The 19,738-nt window shown below is 74.5% G+C and carries 6 protein-coding genes; all 6 read right to left on the bottom strand.

The window, feature by feature from the left end:
- Nucleotides 1–39 precede the first annotated feature (39 nt).
- The 6 genes from RMN57_RS32915 to RMN57_RS32890 all read right to left on the bottom strand — a co-directional run bounded on the left by RMN57_RS32915 (nucleotide 40) and on the right by RMN57_RS32890 (nucleotide 19,635).
- A complete protein-coding gene (locus RMN57_RS32915; RefSeq protein WP_313766942.1) occupies nucleotides 40–867 on the bottom strand; it encodes a G1 family glutamic endopeptidase in 828 nt (275 codons plus the stop codon).
- A 65-nt stretch (nucleotides 868–932) separates the two neighbouring features.
- Nucleotides 933–1,805 (bottom strand): G1 family glutamic endopeptidase, encoded by an 873-nt coding sequence (locus RMN57_RS32910; protein ID WP_313766941.1) that lies wholly within the window; start codon nucleotides 1,803–1,805, stop codon nucleotides 933–935.
- A 46-nt stretch (nucleotides 1,806–1,851) separates the two neighbouring features.
- Entirely contained in the window at nucleotides 1,852–13,203 is an 11,352-nt protein-coding gene (locus tag RMN57_RS32905; RefSeq protein ID WP_313766940.1) for a hypothetical protein, read from the bottom strand.
- An 11-nt stretch (nucleotides 13,204–13,214) separates the two neighbouring features.
- The gene (locus tag RMN57_RS32900) at nucleotides 13,215–14,393 is read right to left on the bottom strand and encodes a hypothetical protein (protein WP_313766939.1); all 1,179 of its coding nucleotides are present in this window, start codon (nucleotides 14,391–14,393) and stop codon (nucleotides 13,215–13,217) included.
- Nucleotides 14,394–14,395: 2 nt separating this feature from the next.
- Entirely contained in the window at nucleotides 14,396–17,944 is a 3,549-nt protein-coding gene (locus RMN57_RS32895) for a hypothetical protein (protein ID WP_313766938.1), read from the bottom strand.
- The gene (locus RMN57_RS32890) at nucleotides 17,944–19,635 is read right to left on the bottom strand and encodes a hypothetical protein (RefSeq protein WP_313766937.1); all 1,692 of its coding nucleotides are present in this window, start codon (nucleotides 19,633–19,635) and stop codon (nucleotides 17,944–17,946) included. Before RMN57_RS32890 ends, RMN57_RS32895 begins: the two co-directional genes overlap by 1 nt.
- Nucleotides 19,636–19,738 lie beyond the last annotated feature (103 nt).

Raw genomic sequence — 19,738 nt, 5'->3', positions numbered from 1 at the left:
GGCCCGCCGTCACGGGGCGCCCCCGCCCCCGGTCGGCGCTCAGTTCGCCACCCAGGTCAGTTCGAAGGCCGTCCCGCCGTCGGTCAGGGGTGACGGGGTGGCCCTGACGATGCCGTCCCTCACCATGGTCACCTCGTCCGGGTCGGAATCCCCGAGTGGCTGCCCGTTGACCTTGGCGGTCGTGAAGGACACCGTGCCGAAGTCGGTCAGTACCCGGGGCTCGCCGGCCACGCGTGACGCCGCCTCGACGACCACCTCGGCGGAGGCCCGCTTGGGGTCCGCCCCCTCCGGTGGCTCCGCATAGCTGAGTTCGGTCCACTTCTTCGTGACGTTCCGGAGCAGGAGTTCGTAGCGGTTGGTGCCGATGATCGCGACCCTCGCCCAGAGCTCGTCGCCGGGCTCGACCGGGTCGTTGTAGTACACCTGCTCCGCCGGGAACATCTCGTACCAGGCGAGGTACTCCGGCCGGCCGTCGACGCAACTCACCGTCGTTCCGGTCTGCTGGACGGTGCCCCTGCCTGCCCGGCTGCCGTCGAGGCCGACCCAGAGGGCGGCGACCGAGTCGGCGGTGGCGCCGGTGCAGTTGGCCACCGGCTGGATCCAATGGGCCTCCACACTGGTGAACGACCCGGGTTTGTCGGCCGCCACGTAACCGGACCAGTTCCTACTGCCTCGCGTCGCCGCGGGCCCGGCCGCCCGGGGGAACCCCGGGAGCGCACCGTGCGGCCACGTCGGCCGGATCGCCGCCGGGCCCTGGACCGGCGGGGCGGCCGTCCGGCTCGGGGCGGCGGATGCGGGGGGTGCGCTACCGAGGATCGCCACCAGGGCGACCGTTGCGGCCAGCAGGGCATGACGCGGTACGGGCATTTCTTCTCCTTGAAAGGGCTTGGGGAGAATGCGGACTGACATCGAGTCAGCCATGGCGGCGCGCTTCAGCGGGCGTTCCTGGACGGCGACGTCGGCCCGGGCCGGGCCGACGCTCCCCAGTTCTTCCAGATCACCCGGAAGGCCGACCCACCATCCGTCAGCTTCGTGGTGGTGGCCTTGAGGACGTCATCCTTCTTCATGATCACCTTCGACGGGCCCGAGTCCCCGAGCGGCTTCCCGTTGATCTTGGCGCCGGTGATCGCCACTCTGCCGAACCTGGTCAGGAAGGAAGTCCCCCGGGGCCCCCGCCCCGCCTCGACGATCACCTCGGCAAAGGCTCGCTTGGGGTCGGCCCCCGCCCGCGGCTTCGCGTAGGTGATCTCCGTCCACTTCTTCGTGATGTTCCGGAGGAAGAGCTCGTACGTGTCGTTGCCGATGTACTCGACCCTGGCCCAGAGCCGGTCACCGGGCTCGACCGGGTCGTTGTACTCGACCGCGACGCCCGGCCACATCTCGTACCAGGCGTTGTACACCCGCTCGTCCTCGACGCACTCCGACGAGGTGCCGGTCTGCTGGACGGTGCCCTTGCCGCCGTCGGTGCCGTCCAGGCCCACCCAGACCGCCGCGATCGTGTCGTAGGGCGCGTCCGCGCAGTCCGCGGCCGGCTGGGTCCACCGGGCCTCCACGACGGTGAACGACCCGGGTTCGCCGGACACCAGGTAGCCGGCCCAGTTCCCGGACACACGGGTCACCTCGGGCACGCCCGCCCGGAGGAACCCCTGGAGCCCGCCGAGCGGCGCCGACGGCCCGATCTCCGGCGAGCCGGGGCCCGGCGGGGCGGCCGGACGGCGCGGGGCGGCGGGCGCGTCCGGCACCCCGCCGAGAACCACCGTCCGCGCCACCGCGGTGGCCAGTACGAGGTGACGTCGTCCGGGCATCTCTGCTCCTCGAAGGGGCGTGGGACGGTGATGGACTGCCACCGGCTCAGGTGGCGGACGGTTCGAGCGGGGACGACAGGTGCCTGAGCTGCAGCACCGGCCGTTGGAGCGTCGGGTCGACGGACGAGTGGAGGCTGAGCCGGAAGGCCCAGGCCCCGCCCTCCGTCGCGGGCTGCTCGCGCTCGCTCCACGCGGTGAGCGCCCGGGTGAGCGTCGGGAGCGTCGCCGCGTCGTACCTGCCCGAGGTCGACTGGACGACCGGCAGCAGCGCCGACACCGGCGGGTACCCGGCGACCAGGGTGTAGGCGTAGCGCGCCCCGATCGCGACGGTCCGGTCGGCCGGGTCGCCGTCGAAGACCGCGTCGAACACCGGCCGGAGCGGACCGTCGCCGGTCGGGTCCCAGGGGCCGATGGCGATGGCGCCGGTGATGTCGATGAACGGCACGACCGGCTCGGCGTAGCCGATCTCCGGCGTCCGGTACACGAAGGCCGGCTCGGTCTCCGGCCAGCCCACGCCGAGCAGCCGCGCGTTGCGCGTCACCCGGGCGCCGGCCGACGCGCTCTGGTGGGCGGCGATGTGCACGGGCGGGAGCGTCAGCTCGAACGTGAGCAGCGTGAACGCCTCGACGGTCCGGAACGGGAAGGCGTAGCAGCGGCAGTGTCCGGTGTCGGTGCACCCGCAGAACTCCGGGTCGGCGGGCGTCAGTTCGTGGCACACTCCGTCCGCCGTCACCCGGATGCGTTCCGGCCAGCCCACGCCGCCCGGTCCGGTCTCCACGGTGCGGGTCAGCCGCAGGGTCGTGTACCAGCCGTCCCGGGCGTCGAGTCCGAACGCGTAGCGGTAGACGTCCGGGACCGGACCGCCGGTGGCCGCGGCCGCGGGCGTCGGAGCGGCGGCGGTCCCGTCTCCCCAGTGCGCGGCCCAGGCGTCCGCGACGGCGGAGGCGAGCGTCCGGTAGGTGTCCAGGGCGTTGGCCAGGGCCGTACGACGGTCGGTGTCGGCGCGCTCCCAGTCGGGCAGCCCGGCCAGCAGGCCGAGCATCGGGGCGGACACGGCGGTGTACCGGGCCAGGGCGGTGAACAGGTCGTCGTCGGCCGCGGCGGCGGCCGCACCGGCGGGCCGGTTGAAGGCGACCCGGAGTTCGACGGTGTCCTGCTCGGCGGACTGGTGCTGCACCGAGAACCGGTACTGCCAGTACAGCGCGTCGCCGAGCGTCTCGGCCGCCGTGGGGGCGTCGGCGTGCTGGTCGAGCAGGATCGGCAGCGGCGGGTACGCGCGCAGCGGGATCGGCACCCGCGGGGCGCCGAGGTCGAAGTCCAGGGCGGGCGGTGCGCCCGAGGCGAGCGGCGTGACGAAGGCCAGCCAGTCGGAGCGGTCGTAGCCGTCGGCCTCCTGCTCGATCCCGAACTCCAGCTCGATGCCGGCGAAGTCGAGGGAGAGGTCGAGGGCGGCGTGCGCCGCCACGTCGGGGACGGTGACCAGGAAGCTGATCTGCGCATCGCCGTCCGTGAGCGGGACCTTGCCGTTCGACACCGTCGCGGTCCGCCGGTCGGCGGGGGCGTCGTGGTAGTCGACGACCGGGGTGCCGGACAGCCGGGCGTACTGCTCCGTCCACGGGGAGGACGCGCTGGTGTCGTACTGGACGACGGCCGAGGTCGCGTAGCCGCGGGTCAGTGAGGCCAGCAGCTCCTGGCGGAGCCGTTCGACGGCCGCCGCCCGCTTCGGGTCGGCTCCGGAATCCGGTGCCTGCCCGGTGAGGATGTGGTCCAGCCCCTCGGCGACGGCCCCGGCGAGCGCCTTCTTGAGGCCGATGATCCCGTCGAGCACGTCCCGGCGCAGCGCGTACGCGCCCTGGAGGTAGGCGGCCGACAGCAGCAGCTCGACGTCGTCGAGGAACGAGCGGGCCCACACCTCCAGGTCGATGCCCTGGTAGTCGCGGGCCTGCCCGTCGGTCAGCTCGCCGGTGCGGACGTCGAAGCCGGGCGTGGTCACCTGCCGGCGGGCCGTGAGGGTGGTGCTCAGCGGGCGCAGCGCGAAGGTGCGCGGCTGCCGGGTGCCGGCGATCTCGCACGGGGGCTCGATGCCGACGCTCGCGATGCCGTCGGCGTCGAAGACGACCGCCCAGACGTCGGTGGCGGAGGTCCGGCCCGGCGCCGTGGCCAGCCGCAGCGCGGGGACGGCGCGCTGGACCTGTTCGGCGAAGGCCGCCAGGGTGAGCGCGCCGTCCTGGGCCGGGTCGGTGCCCCGGGCGGCGGGGACGGCGGTCCGGTCGCGGGTGGCGGTGGCGGCGAGCGCCGGGTCGACCAGTGCGGGCTCGCGGGAGAGCTCCAGTGCCACGGTGAGGGGGAAGACGGGCTCGGGGAACGACCACTGCACGCCGTCCGGCGTCGACTCCCCCAGCCTGCCGGTGAGCAGGGCGGCGGCCGGCGGGACGACCATGCGGGCACCGGGCCGCAGGAAGGCGACGTCCGTGTTGGCCGCGACGAGGGCGTCGATGCCGGTCACCACGCCGCGCCGGCGGAAACGCTCGACCACGGCGGTGAGGGTGTCGCGGTCCGCGGTCGTCTCGGTGGGCGCGGCGCCGTCCTCGCCGGGCTGCCGCGCGCACAGTTCCTGCCCGGGCAGCAGCAGCCACGGTGTGCCGGCGTTGGCCGCGAGCAGCGCGACCGCGGTGACGCCGAACCGGGCGGCGGCGGCCTCGGGCGTCACCCCGCCGTCGGCCGGCCGGCCGGGGAGCTCGCCGGGCGGGCAGACCAGCAGCGCCCCGGGCGCCAGCACGTCGGTCCGCCCTCCGATGGCGGCGGCGAGTGCGGCGAGGCCGACCGGCGGGTCGAACAGCGCGCAGACGTCGGCGAACGAGGCGGGGGCGGCCGTGGTGACGCTGTCGCTCCCGACCGTGACGGTGACACCGGACGCGACGGTCTCCGGCATCCCGGCGTTGACCTCGACCAGGTCGGCGCCGGGGAAGTGTGCGGCGATGCCGTCGAGCGAGTCGCCGTCGCGGACGGTGTACGGCACCCGCAGGGCGTCGGGGTCCACCGGCCACGCCCACGTCCCGGGCACGACCGGCGGGGAGCCGGCCAGGACCTCGACCTGGCCGTTGTGGCGGAGCAGTGCGCCGGGGGTGGTGCCGTGGACGGCGGCGAAGTGCCCGAGCGGGTCGCCCGGCGGCACCGGGGTCGGGGTGGTGGTGAGGAGCAGCGTGGTGCCGGGGGTGAAGAGGTCGACGGTGGTGGTGTTCAGCGGCGCGAGCTGCTCGGGCGTGAGTCCGGCCCGGTTGTCGGCCAGGGTGTCGCCGCTCTCGACCAGGTGGCCGGTGACCAGCAGGGAGGCGCCCTCCCGGAACATGCCCGGCCGGTCCGCGTTCAGCGAGACGACCTGGGTCGCGTCGAAGGGCACGCGGAGCTCCCGGTAGGCCGACGCGACGCCGGCGAGGGTGGCTTCACTGGCCGGCAGGTCGGGTGCCACCTCGACCTTGACGCCGTTGCAGTCGAAGACGAACCCGGGGGTGAGCAGCCCCGGGCGGTCCCGGTTGGCCGCCACCAGCGTCCGCAGGGAGCAGCGCAGCCGGGCGGCGAGCTCGTCGGCCCGGGCGCCGGGCGGCACCGCCGCGGTGCGCGGCGGGGTGGCGAGCTCGACGGAGGGGTTGAGCGGCACGACGGTGTTGTCCTCGTCGAGCAGCACCTGTTCCGGGTCGAGCGAGGGGTCGACCGCCCGGCAGAGCCCGGCGACGGTGTCGCCGGTGCGGAAGGCGGCGTTCACCGGGACGGCGAGCTCGTCGGCGTCGAGCATGGCGTCGACGGCCGTGTCGGCGTTGGCGCCGCCCAGTTCGTCGTAGCCGACGCCGTACGTGGTGCAGAGGGCGTCGAGGGTCGCGGCGTCCGTGGCCGGTGCGGAGCCGACCGCCGCGAGCGAGCCGAGCAGCGCGTGCGCGCCGAGCACGTACCGCCGCAGCACCTCGACGTCGACGGTGAGCGGGGTGGGGTCGGAGCCGGGCGGTTGCTGCAGTGAGGTGAACAGGGCGGCCCCGACGTCGGGCCGGGCGACCTGGTAGTAGACCGGCACCAGGCGGTCCCGGTCGCGCTCCGCCGCGGCGGCGGCCGACGCGCCGGCCTCGGCCGCGCCCGGCTGGTGGGCGACGGCCTGGAATTCCACGGTGACGGTCAGGTCCGCGAGGTCGCCGGCCGGCTCGACGTCGTACCGCAGGGTGGTGGACGGCCAGGCGCCGACGCCGATGACGGGGTCGGTGTAGCGGACGGGGACGGCGGCCGGCTCCGGGCTGCCGGACCGGTTGCCGAACACGTCCTGGAACCACACCGAGACCTGGGTCCGCGCGCCTTCGGCGATGCCGGCGTACGGGTCGCCGTCCGGGGGCGGGGCGGTGGGGACGGCCTCGGCGCGGTGCCGGGCGAACCGGTTGACGTCGACGATCCGGGTGAGGTCCCAGACCTCCTCGGCGGCCTCGCTCGGCACCAGGAGCCCGAGGTCGTCCGTGCCGTCGGCGGGCTGCGGTGCCACCGCGCGGCCCTCGCCGCTGCCCTCGAACCGGTCCGTCCGGTCGAGCCGGAAGCCCAGCAGCCCGTACAGGCGGCGCAGCCGGCCCTGCGGGGTGTCGTCGGCCAGCGGGTTGGCGAACCGTGCGGTGAACCCGACCTGGCCGGGGTCGACCTTGGCGACCTGCTGCAGCTCGGGCGGGTCCACGGCGCGGGCGGTGAGGGCGGTCGTCGCGGGGTCGACCCCGTCACCGACCACGGCGATGTTGGTGAACGCGTACAGGTGCCGGTCGGGGTCCGCCCCGCACTGCGAGGAGAGCTGGACCAGCAGCCGGAGCCGGGCGAGCCCGTCCTGGTCGAAGATCGCGTCGGGCACCGCGTCGGACGCCTCGCCGCGGTACTGCATCCAGTAGCCGCCACCACCGACGGCGCTGCACTCCCGGAGCAGGGCGAGGAACCGCCGGCCGTCGGCGAGGGCCGCGAAGTGCTGCCCCGCGGTGGGGTCCTCGGCCGCGGGGCCGCTGCGGGTCTCGGTGCTGAGGTTGGTCCGGAGGATGAAGGTCCGGTCGGCGGCGAGCGGTGTCGAGGTCAGGCCGGGGGTGCGGCCCGGTGCCGGCGGCAGCTGCCAGAGCGGGGTGAGCAGGAGTTGCTCGTCGGCTGGCGCCGGCGGGTGGGCGCCGGTCGACGGCTTCCCGGCGGCGGCCCGCAGGTACGCCAGGAGCTGCGCGATCCGCTGCCGGTCGGCGTTGTCCGCGCCGAGCACCTCGACCGTCGCGGCGAGGCCCGGAATGCGGCGCACGGCGAAGGAGACCAGCGTCGCCCAGGCGTAGCAGCCGAGCTCGGTGTAGCGGGCGGCCGCGCCGGTCTGCGGCGTCGTCTGCTCCAGCAGGAACGCCGACCCGCTCCGGTCGGCCCCGGCGAGCGCGGTCAGGTCGCCCGGCAGCGGCCAGAGCGAGGGCGGGCCGGAGGGGGTGCCGGGCAGGTGGACGGGCGTGGTCGTCCACCACGGGATCGTCCGGGTGACGGTGTGGCGCGTGCCGATCCCGTGCGACAGCGGCAGGGCCGCGAGCGGGCTCTCGACGACCGGCATCAGCCCGGTCGCGGGGTAGTGCTCCCGCAGGTCGGCGGCGGTGATCGCGACCACCGCGCCGTCGGCCCCGGCGGTGGCGCTGGCGGTGGCGGGTCGGGGGGTGCCGTCGGGGCGGGCCGGGTCGGCGAAGGTCAGCCAGTCGGCGGGCACGGCCTTGTCGACGGTGATGGTCACGACCGGGTCGTCCACCGCCGCCGGGTCCGGGGGCGGCGGCGGGCCGGTGACCTGCTGGCCGATCAGCTCGTAGCCGCCGGTCATCGGGCCGGTGGCGTGGTACACCCCGTCGACCCGGACGGGTGCGGGCAGCCGCAGCCCACCGAGCATGAACCGCGCGACCTGGCCGCTCACGGTGCCGATCGCCGCGCCGTCGTGCATCGCGGCGAGGAGCGCGTCGATCCCCGTCGACGGCACCTCGGGCACGACGAGCCCCGGCCCGGTCGCCAGCACGCCCGGGTCGTCGGCGATCCGCCCGGCGAGGTCCTCCAGCCCGAGCCCGTACGTCTGGGCCAGCGTCAGCAGGGTGAGGCCGGGGCCCGTCGTGCCGACCGCGTCCGGCACCTCGACGGTGACCAGCGGGACGAGCACGTCCGCCGCGGCGGCGTAGGTGGCGAACGGCGCGTCGGGGAGCAGCAGCCGGTCCTGGAGCGAGCGGAGCGTGTCGTTGGGCAGGACCACGGCCGCGGCGTCGGCCGGGAGGCGGACGCCCGCCGGGTCCGCCGACCGGTTGGCCGTGCGGACCGCCTCCAGCCACGCGGCGAACGGCGTGCCGGGGGCGGTGTTCTGGATCAGCGCGGCGTAGGCGGCGACGTCGAGGACGGTGTCGCCCGGCAGGGTGGTCCAGGTGAGGGTGTCGGTGGACTGGTAGCCGTCGGGCACCTGGAGGGTCGGGGGCAGTGGCTGCCCGGGGTCGCCGTTGAGCCGGTCGATCGCCTGCTGGTACCAGTCCGCGAACGGCACCTCGCCGGGCCGGGTGAGGCCGAGCCGGACGTAGAAGACGGCGGCCGTGTCGTCGACGGAGAGCCCGGCGTGCACGAAGTCGGGCAGCGGCACGGTCGCGCCGGCGCGCAGCAGCGGGGTGGTGTCGCGCAGGTGGTCCACCAGCGCCGCCGGGTCGGTGCCGTACGCGTGGGCCAGCCCGCCGAGCGTCCCGCCCGCGCGGAGCTGCACCGGCAGCGTGCCGAGGGTGATCTCGGTGTCGGCGACGACGGGCCAGTCGGGGTTGGCGACGGCGATCGACTGCGGGGTGACACCCCGCACGACCGTGAGCGTGTCGCCGGCCCGCGCGGCGGCCAGCCGGTCCGGCAGGTCGGGGTTCAGCGCCAGCAGCTCGGCCACCGAGACCGCGAGGGAGCCGGCCGCGTGGTCCGCGGTGTCCCGGGGGGCGACCTCGTACGGCGTGGTGGCCGTCCCGAAGCCCGCGGCGACGGAGGCCAGCGAGTCCTCCTCCGTCACCTCGTGGGGGTAGGCGGTCAGCAGGTTCGCGGCGGCCTGCGCGGTGGCGCGGGCGACCATGCGCAGGTAGTCGCGCAGCACGAAGGTCGCCATGGACTCGCTGGGCCGGTCCGCCGTGGTGCGGGAGGAGGGGCGCTCGCCGGGCGGCACCGGGTCCAGCTCGGCGAAGTAGGCGGCCGCCTCGGCCTCGTAGGTCGCGTCGATCTGCCGGTGGGTGGCGAAGTCGCGCTCCCGGTCGGACGGGTCCGGCAGACCGGTGGCGGTCCACTTCAGCACCGGGACCATCGGGAACGGGGTCCCGGTGGTGTCCTCGCGGGCGTCGCCCTCCGGGGTGCCGCCGACCACGAGGTGGAGGTTGTTGGCCAGGAACCCCTGGAGGTCGGCCCAGGTGAAGCCGGTGTCCTCGGCCTCCGCCAGGGCCAGCTGCTCCACCAGGTCCAGCAGTTCGTCGAGCGTGACGGTGGCGGTGGTGACGCCGAGCGCGTCGAGGGACCAGCGCAGCAGGCCGTCGGCGAGCCGGTTGAAGGAGGTGTCGGCGGGTGTGTCCGCGTGCGGGTTTCGCGACACGTCGGGCCGCTCCGTCCCGGCGATGGTGACCGCGTCCACCGCGACGGCGTTGTCGGCGAGCAGCATGACCACGAGGCGGTATGCGGGCTCGTCGTTCGGCGGCTGCGTCCGGCCGGTCCAGTCGACCGGGACGTCGGCGATCGTGTAGGCGGGGACGAGCGTGAGGTGCACGGTCCGGGGCAGGCCGTCGGGGAAGACGTGCGCGTCCGGGTCGAAGTGCAGCCGGTACGGCGGCCGTTCCGCCGGTGCCGGCCCCACCGGGAGCCTCGGGGACGCGAGGCGCCGACGGGCGGCACCGGGGGCGAGCCGCCACGGCGGGGTGCTGTCGGAGCCGATGGTGAAGGAGGTCTCCAGGGTCAGCGAGAACGAGAACGAGACCGTGACGAAGAGGATCTTCACGCTGGCGCTGGCCCGGACCGAGAGGTTGAGCGCCACGACGGTCGCCCGGTGGGCGGCGAACTCGACGGTGGCCATCGCGGAGACCTGCAGGTTGACGTCGACCCGGATCACCTTGAAGTCGACCGTCGCGTTCAGCCGGCCGACGATGCCGACGGTGCCCCGGCAGGCGTAGTAGAGCTCGCTGCCCCGGCCGTCCTCGTCGGGGTGGTACCACGCCAGCACGCCCTCGAAGATCACCACGAGGTTGACGAAGAGGTCCGCCCGGAGCGGGCCGCGCTGGAAGGTGCGGCCGACGCCGATGGAGAGGCCGATCCCGAGTTCGAGGACCGGGCTGAACGTCCCGTCGGTGATCCGCGGCACGCGGCTGGAGGTGGCGCCGCTCAGCACCCCGAAGTAGAGGCCGCCCCGGCCGTTGAAGACGCCGGCCTCGATCGCGAACGAGTCGGTGAAGTCGCGCCCCGTCGGGAAGCCGAGGTCGACCCGGAAGTCGCCGTTGGTGTAGATGTCGACGGTGATCACGCCGAGCGTCACGGACACCGCGCCGAACTGCAACTGCCGGTAGGCGTCGGGGATCTGCAGCCGGGCGTGGAAGACGCCGACGTCGTCGGTGACCTTCCGGTACAGCAGCTCGACGTTCAGCCCGGCGAGTGATCCCGCCCGTGATCCGCGCAGCGCCAACAGCACGCCGTAGAGGTCCGGGTCGTGCATCACCAGCTTGACCGCGACCGTGTCCAGGAACGTCGCGTCGATCCCGAACAGCCACTGGCTGGAGGCGTCGAACACCGTCGTCGCCGGGTCGAGCGGCGGCTTGCCGGTGGCGGGGGCGACCGGGCGCATCGCCCGGACCATCGCGTCCACCACCTCGGCGACACCGGTGTAGCCGGTGAGGTCCCTGAGTGAGACGTGCTGGCCCAGGCCGAGGTAGCGCAGCGCGAACAACTTCTGCCCCGTACCGGCGGGTTGGGGTGGCGCCTGGGTGACCGGGTCCCAGCTCAGCGGCTTCGCGGCGCTGTCCCCGAGCAGTTGGGCGTCGAGCACGACGTTCACCGCCGGCGTGCCCGTGGAGCGGTCGTAACTCAGGCCGACGGAGCGGATCCTGACGAATCCGAGGTTCAGCTTCAGGTCGTGCTGGACGGTGACCTGCTGCCTGGTCGGGTCGACCGTCAGCTCCAGACCGGTGAGGTCGACACTGCCGAGGAAGTCCCAGGGCGGGTCGAGGCGGAACGTCGCGTTCGGGTTGACCAGTGCGACGAGGGACGTGATCAGTTCGCCGAGCGTGCCGGTGAGGCGGACGGTGAGGATCCGGTGCCGGTCGGCCCCCTCCCCCGCCCAGGAGGTGAGCGCGCTCAGGGAGAGGTCGCCGTAGGCGATCCTGAAGGTGTAGTCCTTGCCCGCGTCGGTGACCGAGACCGAGGCGGTGACCTCGAACCGGTTGAGCGTGAACGTCCCGGAGAGGCTGCCCGTGGTCACCGTGACCGGCTCCACCTGCGCGGTGTCGCGCAGCGCGACGGCGAGGTGCTCGTCGGCGGCCGTGGCGCGCACCGTGCGTTCGACGGCGGCGGTCAGCAGCAGCCGCAGCTCCATGCCGAGCAGTTCCTGACCAACCGTCACCTTGAGTGTGCCGGAGGCGGAGTAGGGGTTGCCGGTGGCCGTGCTGAACCGGACGCTGAGGCCGGCGAGCTCGATGGAGAGGTCCTTCACCCAGTCCGGCGGCTCCTCGCCCATGAGGCCGTGGACGAGGCGCGGCAGGTCGACGGCGCCGCTCGTCATCGCGCTGAACTCCCAGCCGCCGGTACCCGGGTACTGCGCCTGTGCGAGCAGTTCGATCGGGTCGGAGTCCGGGACGGCGATCTCGCCCTTGCCGATCAGCAGGCCGGAGACGCGGTTCTGCGTGACCTGCACCTGCAGCCGGAGCCCGGTCAGCGCCAGGGTGACCTTCCCGGCGTGGACGGGCCAGTCGCCGCTCACGGTCAGGCCGGCCGCAAACTCCTTCTGCAGCAGCGAGGCGTCGATGGTCAGCGACTCGCAGGTCAGGTCGGCGCCGACGGGCGGACCGTCGGCGCCGAAGAACGACCGGAACGCCTCGGCGATCGGCAGCGCGAACGGCGCCTCGGTGAAGGCCGAGAACCCGAGGTCGGGCAGCGAGAGCCGGACCGTCACGACGATGTCGTCGAAGCCGGTGCGCGGCTGCAGCCCGCGCTCCACGCGGTCGCCGAACGGGGCCTGCGCACCGAGCGAGGCCGCGCCCTTCTGGCCGAACCGCATGGTTCCGAAGACCAGGCCGCTGAGGAGCGTCCGGCCGCCCGCGAAGCTGAACACCCAGCGGGTGCCGACCCGGTCGACGGTCAGGTAGGGCACCGGCGGGTCCCACGGCTCGTTCGAGACGATGCTGACCGCGGTGTACGACAGTCCCGGCCCGCCCAGGCCGACCGGCACGATGCCGAACTCGACGTCCTGGAGGCCGAACCGGTCGATCGCCGCGATGCCGCTCGGCAGTGTGAAGCTCTTCGCCGTGCCGCCGGTCAGCGCGGTCAGCGCCTGGATCCCGCCTTCGAGTCCGAGCGGCGGATCCAGGGTGACGACCAGCGGCCAGACGTAGTCGCCGGTCAGCAGGGGTGCCGTGATGGTGACCGTCTCCGGCGGCTCGGTCGGCAGGCTCGCCTCGGCGAACATCAGGACGGCCGAGCGGCGCTCGCCCACCGCGGGGAGCGGACACGGGTCGAGGTAGTCGGTGGTCAGCAGCAGGCCGACGGCCGAGACGTCCAGCTTGGCGAGTTCCAGCCGCACCCCCGGTGCGACCGCGCGGAGCTCGATGACCGGCGGTTCGCCGGCCGGGAAGGCCATGGGCCCCTCGACCTGGAGTCGGTCCCCGAGGAGGTCCGCGTACCCGGCGAGGACGTCGCTGCCGGACACCGAGGCGCTGCCGCGCATCAGCAGCGTGCCGGACAGCCGCGGGCGTGCGCCGGCCGGCAGGTTGGTGGCCGTCACCGCGGGTTGGTCGAGGAGCAACGGGCCGATGACGCTCGCCCCGACGACGAGCCCGCCGTTCCCGCCGTCCACCGGGCGTCTGCTGGCCGGCAGGGTGCCGAAGGCCTTCCTGAAGGTCCACGTCGCGGGCGCCGCCGTGCCGCCGAGCTCCAGTGCCAGGGCCGCCGGTGCGGTGCCGGGCCGCGGCGTACCGGTGAGCCGCATCGTCCACGGGGTGCCGAGGTAGCCGGCGGAGCCGGTCAGCCACGCGCTCTCCGACCCGCGGGACGCGTGGCCGTCGGAGACCTCCAGGCGGCCGACGCCGAGCGAGCCGAGCAGCTCGGCCAGCCCCGGGAGCGTGTCGCCGGTGATGCCGCCGTCGCGGGCGGCCGCCTCGAACGCGGCGTAGATCTCGTCGAGTGATGCCACGGGGCAGCCTCCTAAGGCTCAGGGGCCCGGACGACGGCCTCACCCGCGCCAGGCGTCCCGGACGTCCCCCGCGGCACGAACTCCACCGTCGCCGCGGGCTCGGGCTCCGGCCCGAGGCGCAGCCGGAACCGGTACACGATGTCGCCGTACCAGAACCGCGTGCCGTCGTGGACGGCCTCCGGGTCCGTCCCCGGTACGACCACGTCCCCGAAGGCCTCCACGGTGGTTCTGACCCCCACTTCGGTCCGCCGGGTCCGCCACCCCTCGCTCTCGGCACCCTGTGCGCGCAGGTCGTAGGAGACGTACCAGTGGGCTTCGTCGGGCGCCGGGGTCCCGAACAGGTCGATGACCTCCTGGGCCGGGTGCTTGAAGGGGTTGAACGGGCCGGCGCTGGCCGCGACGTTCTGCGGGCTGACGGCCTTCGTGAACTTCTCGATGACCGCCCACTGGTCGTCCGGTACGTTCCCGCCCGCGACGCGGTTCCTGACCGCGGTCGCGAGCACGCCGAGGTGCGGGAGTGCGAAGGCCAGGACCGGCGGCAGGAGCTCCCCCAGGTTCGGGATGCGGTTGATCTCGTTGATCGTGTCGATCCCCGTGTCGCCCGGCAGGACGACGGCGAGCCTGCCGTTGTCCACCACCAGGACGTTGGACGCCGCGCGCTCCGTGAAGCACCGGGTCACCAGGTTCGACGCCAGGATGCGGAAGTAGGTGCCGTTGTGCTCGGAGATCCAGCCGAGCCCGGCCCGCGTGCCCCGGAGGTAGCTGTTCTGCATCGGGGAGTCGAACTCGACCTGGCGCAGGTCGTACCGCAGGAGGGTGAGGAACTCCCTGAGGGGCTCCGGGACGGCCCCCTTGCCGCCGGCGACGAAGACGGTCCACAGCTTGGCGCGGAGGGGCTGGAGGAGCCGGCCGAGGTCCTCGAACAGGCCGACGTGGGAGGCGTCCTGCTGGGTGACGACGACGAGGTCGAGGAGCTTGCGGTACCTCGCCCCGACCTTGCGCGCGATGTAGTCCAGTGCGCCCTGTGCGTACTCGCGGTCACCACCGCAGTCGACCAGCCCGAGGAAGTCGGCCTCCTCCTTCTCGACGCCGTCGTTGTAGATCTCGACCAGTGCGGTCATGCCCTGACCGCACCAGAGCAGCTTCACCACCGTCAGCGGGTTCTGCTTGCCCTCCTGCGCCTTCTGCACGGTCACCCCCTCCCCGCGGAGCGCAGCGCCGCCCGGACCGGCGGGGGCGGCAGGCGCTTCGGGTCGGCGGCCGAGGCGTACGCGAGGTACCAGCCGACCTTCGACGCGCCGCCCTGGTCGGGGTTGCCGAACAGGATCACGTCGTTGTGTCCGGGCGGGAGCGCCAGGCCGAGCAGCCGCAGCGCGAAGTCCCGCAGCCGGAGCGTGTACGTCCGCGGCAGCTCCGGCTCCTCGCCGACCAGGAACTCCACCGAGCGGAAGCCCATGGTGACCACGCCCTGCAGCGGCAGGCCGGCCCCGACCGACCCGTTGGCGCCGGGCAGCCGGACGCCCAGGTAGATCCCCGGACCGGTGTCGCCCGTTGCCGGGCTCCACGCCACGAGGACCTGGAGGGCGAGCGCCTTGCTCCCGGCGAGCGCGCCGAGCGAGCCGAGGTCCACGGTGTAGTCCAGCCCGTACCAGGGCTGGGCGAGCACCGCCTGTTCGAGCGGCGCGGTGACGGAGACGTAGCCCAGGTCCGTCGGTGTCTGCGGCGGTGGCGGGGCGCCCGTGGCGAGTGCCGGATCGGGCGTGGCGATGAGCCCGTTCGGCCGGATCGGGAAGCGGGCGGCGAGCGACTGGGCGCGGGCCCTGCTGTTCGCCGCGTCGAGCGACAGGTTGCCGTCCCGCAGCGTGAACCGGGTCGTCCCGGCCGGATCGCCGAGGTCGAAGGACATGGCGACGGCCAGGCCGCCGAAGCGCAGGTAGCCGTCCGCCCCGGCCGCGTCCGGTCCGTAGCAGAACGGGTCGAACCGCTCCGGCTCGTGGAACCGCAGGTTGCCCGCCAGCTGGAAGACGGCGTCGACGTTCGCCCGGCCGGACGCCGGGTCGGCCGCCCGTTCGGTGACGAGCTGGGTGGACAGCAGCTCGACGCTCCGGAGCACCGGTCCGTCGAGCCGGAAGGTGTTCTGCCCGGCCATGGCGAACACGAAGGTGTCGTGCGCCGTGCCGTCGGGCAGCTGCTGGCGCTGGAGCGCGCCGTCGAGGACGATGTTGTTCCCGCGGGTGGTCGGCAGCAGCCGCGCGGGGGCGCCGAAGAGACGGTTGACGAGCAGCTCCACCCGGCTGCTGAACGCGGTGACCACGGAGTTCCGCACGCCTACCGTCAACTGCAGGACGCGGAAGGCGAAGTGGATGTTCTCGCTGAAGTACTGGTCCTCGGGGTTCTGATAGTCGATCAGCCCGAACATCGCCGAGCGTTCGAAGGTCAACCGGCCGCCCACGCGCCGGAACGGCGTGAGCGGGATCCCGAGGTGGTGCGCGGTGAACCTCTCCGGGTCGATCCCGGCCGCCAGCACCTGGAGCTCGGCGGGCAGCTGCTCCAGCGGGACTTCGGCCGAGAGCGCCAGCACTCCGGTCCAGTCCGGGTCCCGGACGACCTGGAGGAACGAGGCGTAGGGCGATCCGGCCGGCGCGCTCCGCGCCGCGTCGATGACACCGCGGATCGCCGCTTGGGCGTCGGCCGGCCGGCCGGTGCGGGAGGCCGCGGCGGGCCACGCCCAGGTCGACACGTCCTCCACCAGGTCGACGATGCTGCGGCCCGGCACGAACTTCACGATCAGGTGGGTCGACTCCCGCCAGCTGTCCGGGGAGAGCCGGAACGGCCACCCGCCGGCCACCGGGGTCAGCCGGCCGCCGTACCGCAGGAAGACCCGCTGCTCCGCCTCGGTGATCCCGGGGACCGCCTCGACCAGCGCGGCGAGGAACGCCGTCCGCGTGTCGTACCCGGTGTCGTGCATCGCGCCGCGCACCGCCCGCAGGACCTCCGCCGGCACGCCACCGTGCTCCTCGGGGATGGTCGCGATGACGTCGAGCGCCGCCGTGGTGAGCTCGTACGCGACCGAGCCGAAGCGGTTGAACTCCTGCGGGTCGCCGAGGACCAGGAAGAGGTTGTTGGTCTGCATCGCCTGCCGGAACGGGCCGGTGACCGCGGTGAACCTCAGGTCCGGCTCCGCCGCCGCGTCGCCGTCGTGGCCGATGCCGAGCCAGTTCCAGCCGAGGTCGGGGGCCAGGCCGACGGCCAGCCCCTGCGGCGTCACGGCCACGGTCGAATCGGCGCCTTCCGCCGGTGCGCCGCCCTCGCCGGGCAGCAGCACCGCGCGGCGGGTCGGGGCGACCGCCAGTCGCTCGACCGCGACCGCCCGGTCGATCGCGCCGTCGACGAGCCCGTGGAAGGGCGCCATCGGGAAGGCCGTCCCGGCCGGCGCCGCGGCCGGCACCTCGCAGAACTCCAGCAGGTCGACGCCGCCGGCCGCCGCCGGGGAGCCGGCCGTGTACAGCGGCGCGTCCTCCGGCTGGCTGTAGTAGGTCACGGTGTCCGCGTCCGCCGCGACCGACACCCACGACGTCGTGCCGTGCGAGGTGAGCGAGTCGGCACCGGTGCGGGCCGGGCCGAGCGGTGCGTACGCCGGCTGCCCGGGCCGGAAGGCCAGCGCGCCGCCCTCGGCGGGCAGGCCGAGGTACTCCAGGCCGGACACGCCGCAGATCACGCGGGGCCCCGCGCCGCCGGCCCCGACGGAGGTGCCGACGGGACTCTCGACGGGGCTCTCGACGGCGAACGGCCCGTCCGGGACGAGGTGGTAGCCGGCGTTCCCCGCCTCGTCGGAGAGGTACGGCGCGAGGCCGAAGACCAGCCGGGCCGGGCCCGCCGCGCCCGCACCGGCGGCGAGCGGGCGCAGCGCCACCCCGTGGCCGAGCACCGTGGCGTAGCCGGACGGCAGCGCCGGTGGGTCGCCCTCGCCCGTCGTGCCGGCGAAGAAGCCCAGCGAGGTGCGCCCGCCGTCCAGCGGCCGCAGCGGATCGATCTGTGCGTGGAACTCCAGGTCGGCGCCGTCCGGTTGGCGGACGACGGCGAACCGCACGGTCCGGACGACGCCGGCCTCCCCCGGGGTGAAGAAGCGCAGCCCCGCGCCGAGGCCGGTGAAGGCGTCCCCGCCGCCGTCCGGCGCGTCGATGACGAACCGCCACGCACCGCTCTGCCCGGCCGCCATGCCCAGGAGCGTGGTCGTGCGCCGCGCGGGGAACCGGGCCGTCGGCGAGTACAGCGTGACGGCGGAGCGGTCGGCCGCGTCGGCGACGGCGAAGCCCCAGCCCGCCGCCGTCTCCGCCGGAGCGACCGCCCCGCCCCCGGCCAACGCGAGCCGGTAGTCGGCGAGTTGGAAGGACGCCCCGTCCGCCACCCAGTCCCCGTCGCGATCCGCCCGAACGGTGAGGACGGTCGTCTCCCAGCGGATCGGCGGTGCCGTCGGGTCGGCGAGCCAGAGGAAGCGCGGCGGGCCCTCGGGCGCGTAGTGGCCGAGCCAGGTCCGCAGCGCCGCCAGGAACCCCGTGGAGTCCGGAGCGGGCACGCCCAGGAAGACGTAGGCGCCCAGGCCGTCCGCCCACGTCCGGGTCAGCGTCGGCCGGTCGCCGAGCTCTCCCGGGTCGGAGGCGAGGAACGCCGCCACGCGGTCCGCCGGGTCGGCCCAGTAGAGCGCCGTGTCCCCGGCACGGGTGAACACGGGCTCGGCCATCAGCCGAGGCCCGTCGCGAGGTCGAGGCGATCGCCGTGCAGCAGCGGCAACCCCAGTGCGGCCGGATCACGCGGCCGCCAGCCCGGGAGGACCGGCCAGTCGCCGGCCGGCCCGTCGAGCGCCGCCGCCGTGCGCGGCCGGTGCATCGTCACTCCGCTCAGCGGCACGGGGACGGCGGACGGCCGCCGGCCCTCGCTCGCGAGCACGTTGCCGAGCGTCGTCCCCACCGGCACCAGCCGGGAGGCGCCGTTCACGCTGATCCGCACCATCGCGCGGACCACCGCGCGACCGCGCAGGTAGGCCGCGGCGACGCCGCTGCCGGGCGGGTCCTGCCGGCGGACGTTCTCGGTGGCCGCGTCCAGCGCGTCGAGGGTGGCCGCCGACAGCAGGACGGCGTTCTGCTGAGGCCAGAGCGAGCCCGGCGTGGTCGTCGGCAGCAGCGTCCGCGGGAAGACCAGGCGCGCGTACGGCAGCCGAAGGGCCTTCGCGAACAGGTCGAACACGCCCCCGCTGCCGTACAGTTGGCCCGCGGCGGGGCCCGACGGGTTCGGCACGTCGACGCCGTTCTGCCGGGCGAGCCCGGCGAGGAACGCGTCCAGGCCGTTGGTCCAGGTGCCCGCGTTCTCGTAGGAGGCCACCTCGTAGTCGGCGACGCCGGTCGTGACGAACCCGGACAGCGGGTCTCCCTGGCCGCCCGGCGCGATCTGGTAGGCCTCGTACTCGACCCGCAGCACGAGGCCGGGGCGCAGGTCGAAGAAGCCGCGGTCGAACCGCAGGCCGTAGGCGAAGTAGAGGGTCTCGGCGAAGGTCTGCGGCATCGACCGCGACACCGCCTCGGTGAGCGCCGCGACCCCGTACGGGGTGATGCCGAGTGGTTGCAGCTCGGCGAGCAGCTCGGCCCACCGGCCGATCACGTCCGGGCGGTCGGTGAAGTCCCAGACCGGGCTGGCCTCCGGGATCAGCAGCGTGTACGCGTACGGCCCGGCGTCGGCCGGCGTCAGGACGAAGCCGAGCGGCAGCTCGACGGGGTCGAGCTGCGGGGTCACGAACAGCTCCGGCAGTCCGAGCGTGAGGTCGGCCGCCGTCAGCACCGGCCCCAGCTGGGGCGCGAGGTACGAACCGCCGACGACCAGCGCCTCGGTGAACACCGGGACGGGCTCCGACGGCGTCCCGACCGCCAGGGGGGCGAGCGGCCGGACGACGACCGTGGTGGAGGTGTCGTCGATGTCCACCGGCCAGCGGCCGGAGGCCGTCGCCGTGTCGCCCAGCACGGTCACCGTCCCGCCGGCCACCGTGCAGACCCGGTACCCGTCGATCAGCGGCGAGGGAAGCGCGTCCCAGGACACCCGGAGCTCCGCACCGTCGTACGCCACGGTGACGCCGGTCGGTGCGGTGGTGAGCAGGACGGCGGCGTTGCCGAGCGGGCTTACGGAGAGGTTGGCCACCCCCCGCAGGGCGATCGCGGCGGTGTTGGGGATGCCGTCCGGCAGCGTCAGCACGATCGGGCTGCGGGGGAACGGCTGGACCGGGAGGTCGACCTCGGTGCCTCCCCACAGGACCACGGGCTGCACGGCGGTGAACGCCGACGGCGAGGGCGGCGGCGTCCACGTCAGCGTCACGCTCCGGCCGGCGCCGACCGTCACGCCGGTGAGCTGCGGAGGGGCCGTGACCAGGTCGAGCGGGCTCCCCACCCCCCGCTCCACCGGCCCGGGGTGTGACCGGGTGCCGCGTGGTCCGTCCATGAGCCGCCTCCAGGTACCGGGGTGCGCGCCGACGCCGGAGCCACCGACACGC

Source organism: Kitasatospora sp. CM 4170, assembly GCF_032110285.1.
Lineage (GTDB): Bacteria > Actinomycetota > Actinomycetes > Streptomycetales > Streptomycetaceae > Kitasatospora > Kitasatospora aburaviensis.
Note: the sequence above shows the minus strand (reverse complement) of the source record. Positions and strands in the feature narration are given on the sequence as shown.

Excerpts from the sequence above, each read along its gene's own strand:
- RMN57_RS32915 (WP_313766942.1), bottom strand. The coding sequence starts at position 867 with ATGCCCGTACCGCGTCATGCCCTGCTGGCCGCAACGGTCGCCCTGGTG.
- RMN57_RS32910 (WP_313766941.1), bottom strand. The coding sequence starts at position 1,805 with ATGCCCGGACGACGTCACCTCGTACTGGCCACCGCGGTGGCGCGGACG.
- RMN57_RS32895 (WP_313766938.1), bottom strand. The coding sequence starts at position 17,944 with ATGGCCGAGCCCGTGTTCACCCGTGCCGGGGACACGGCGCTCTACTGG.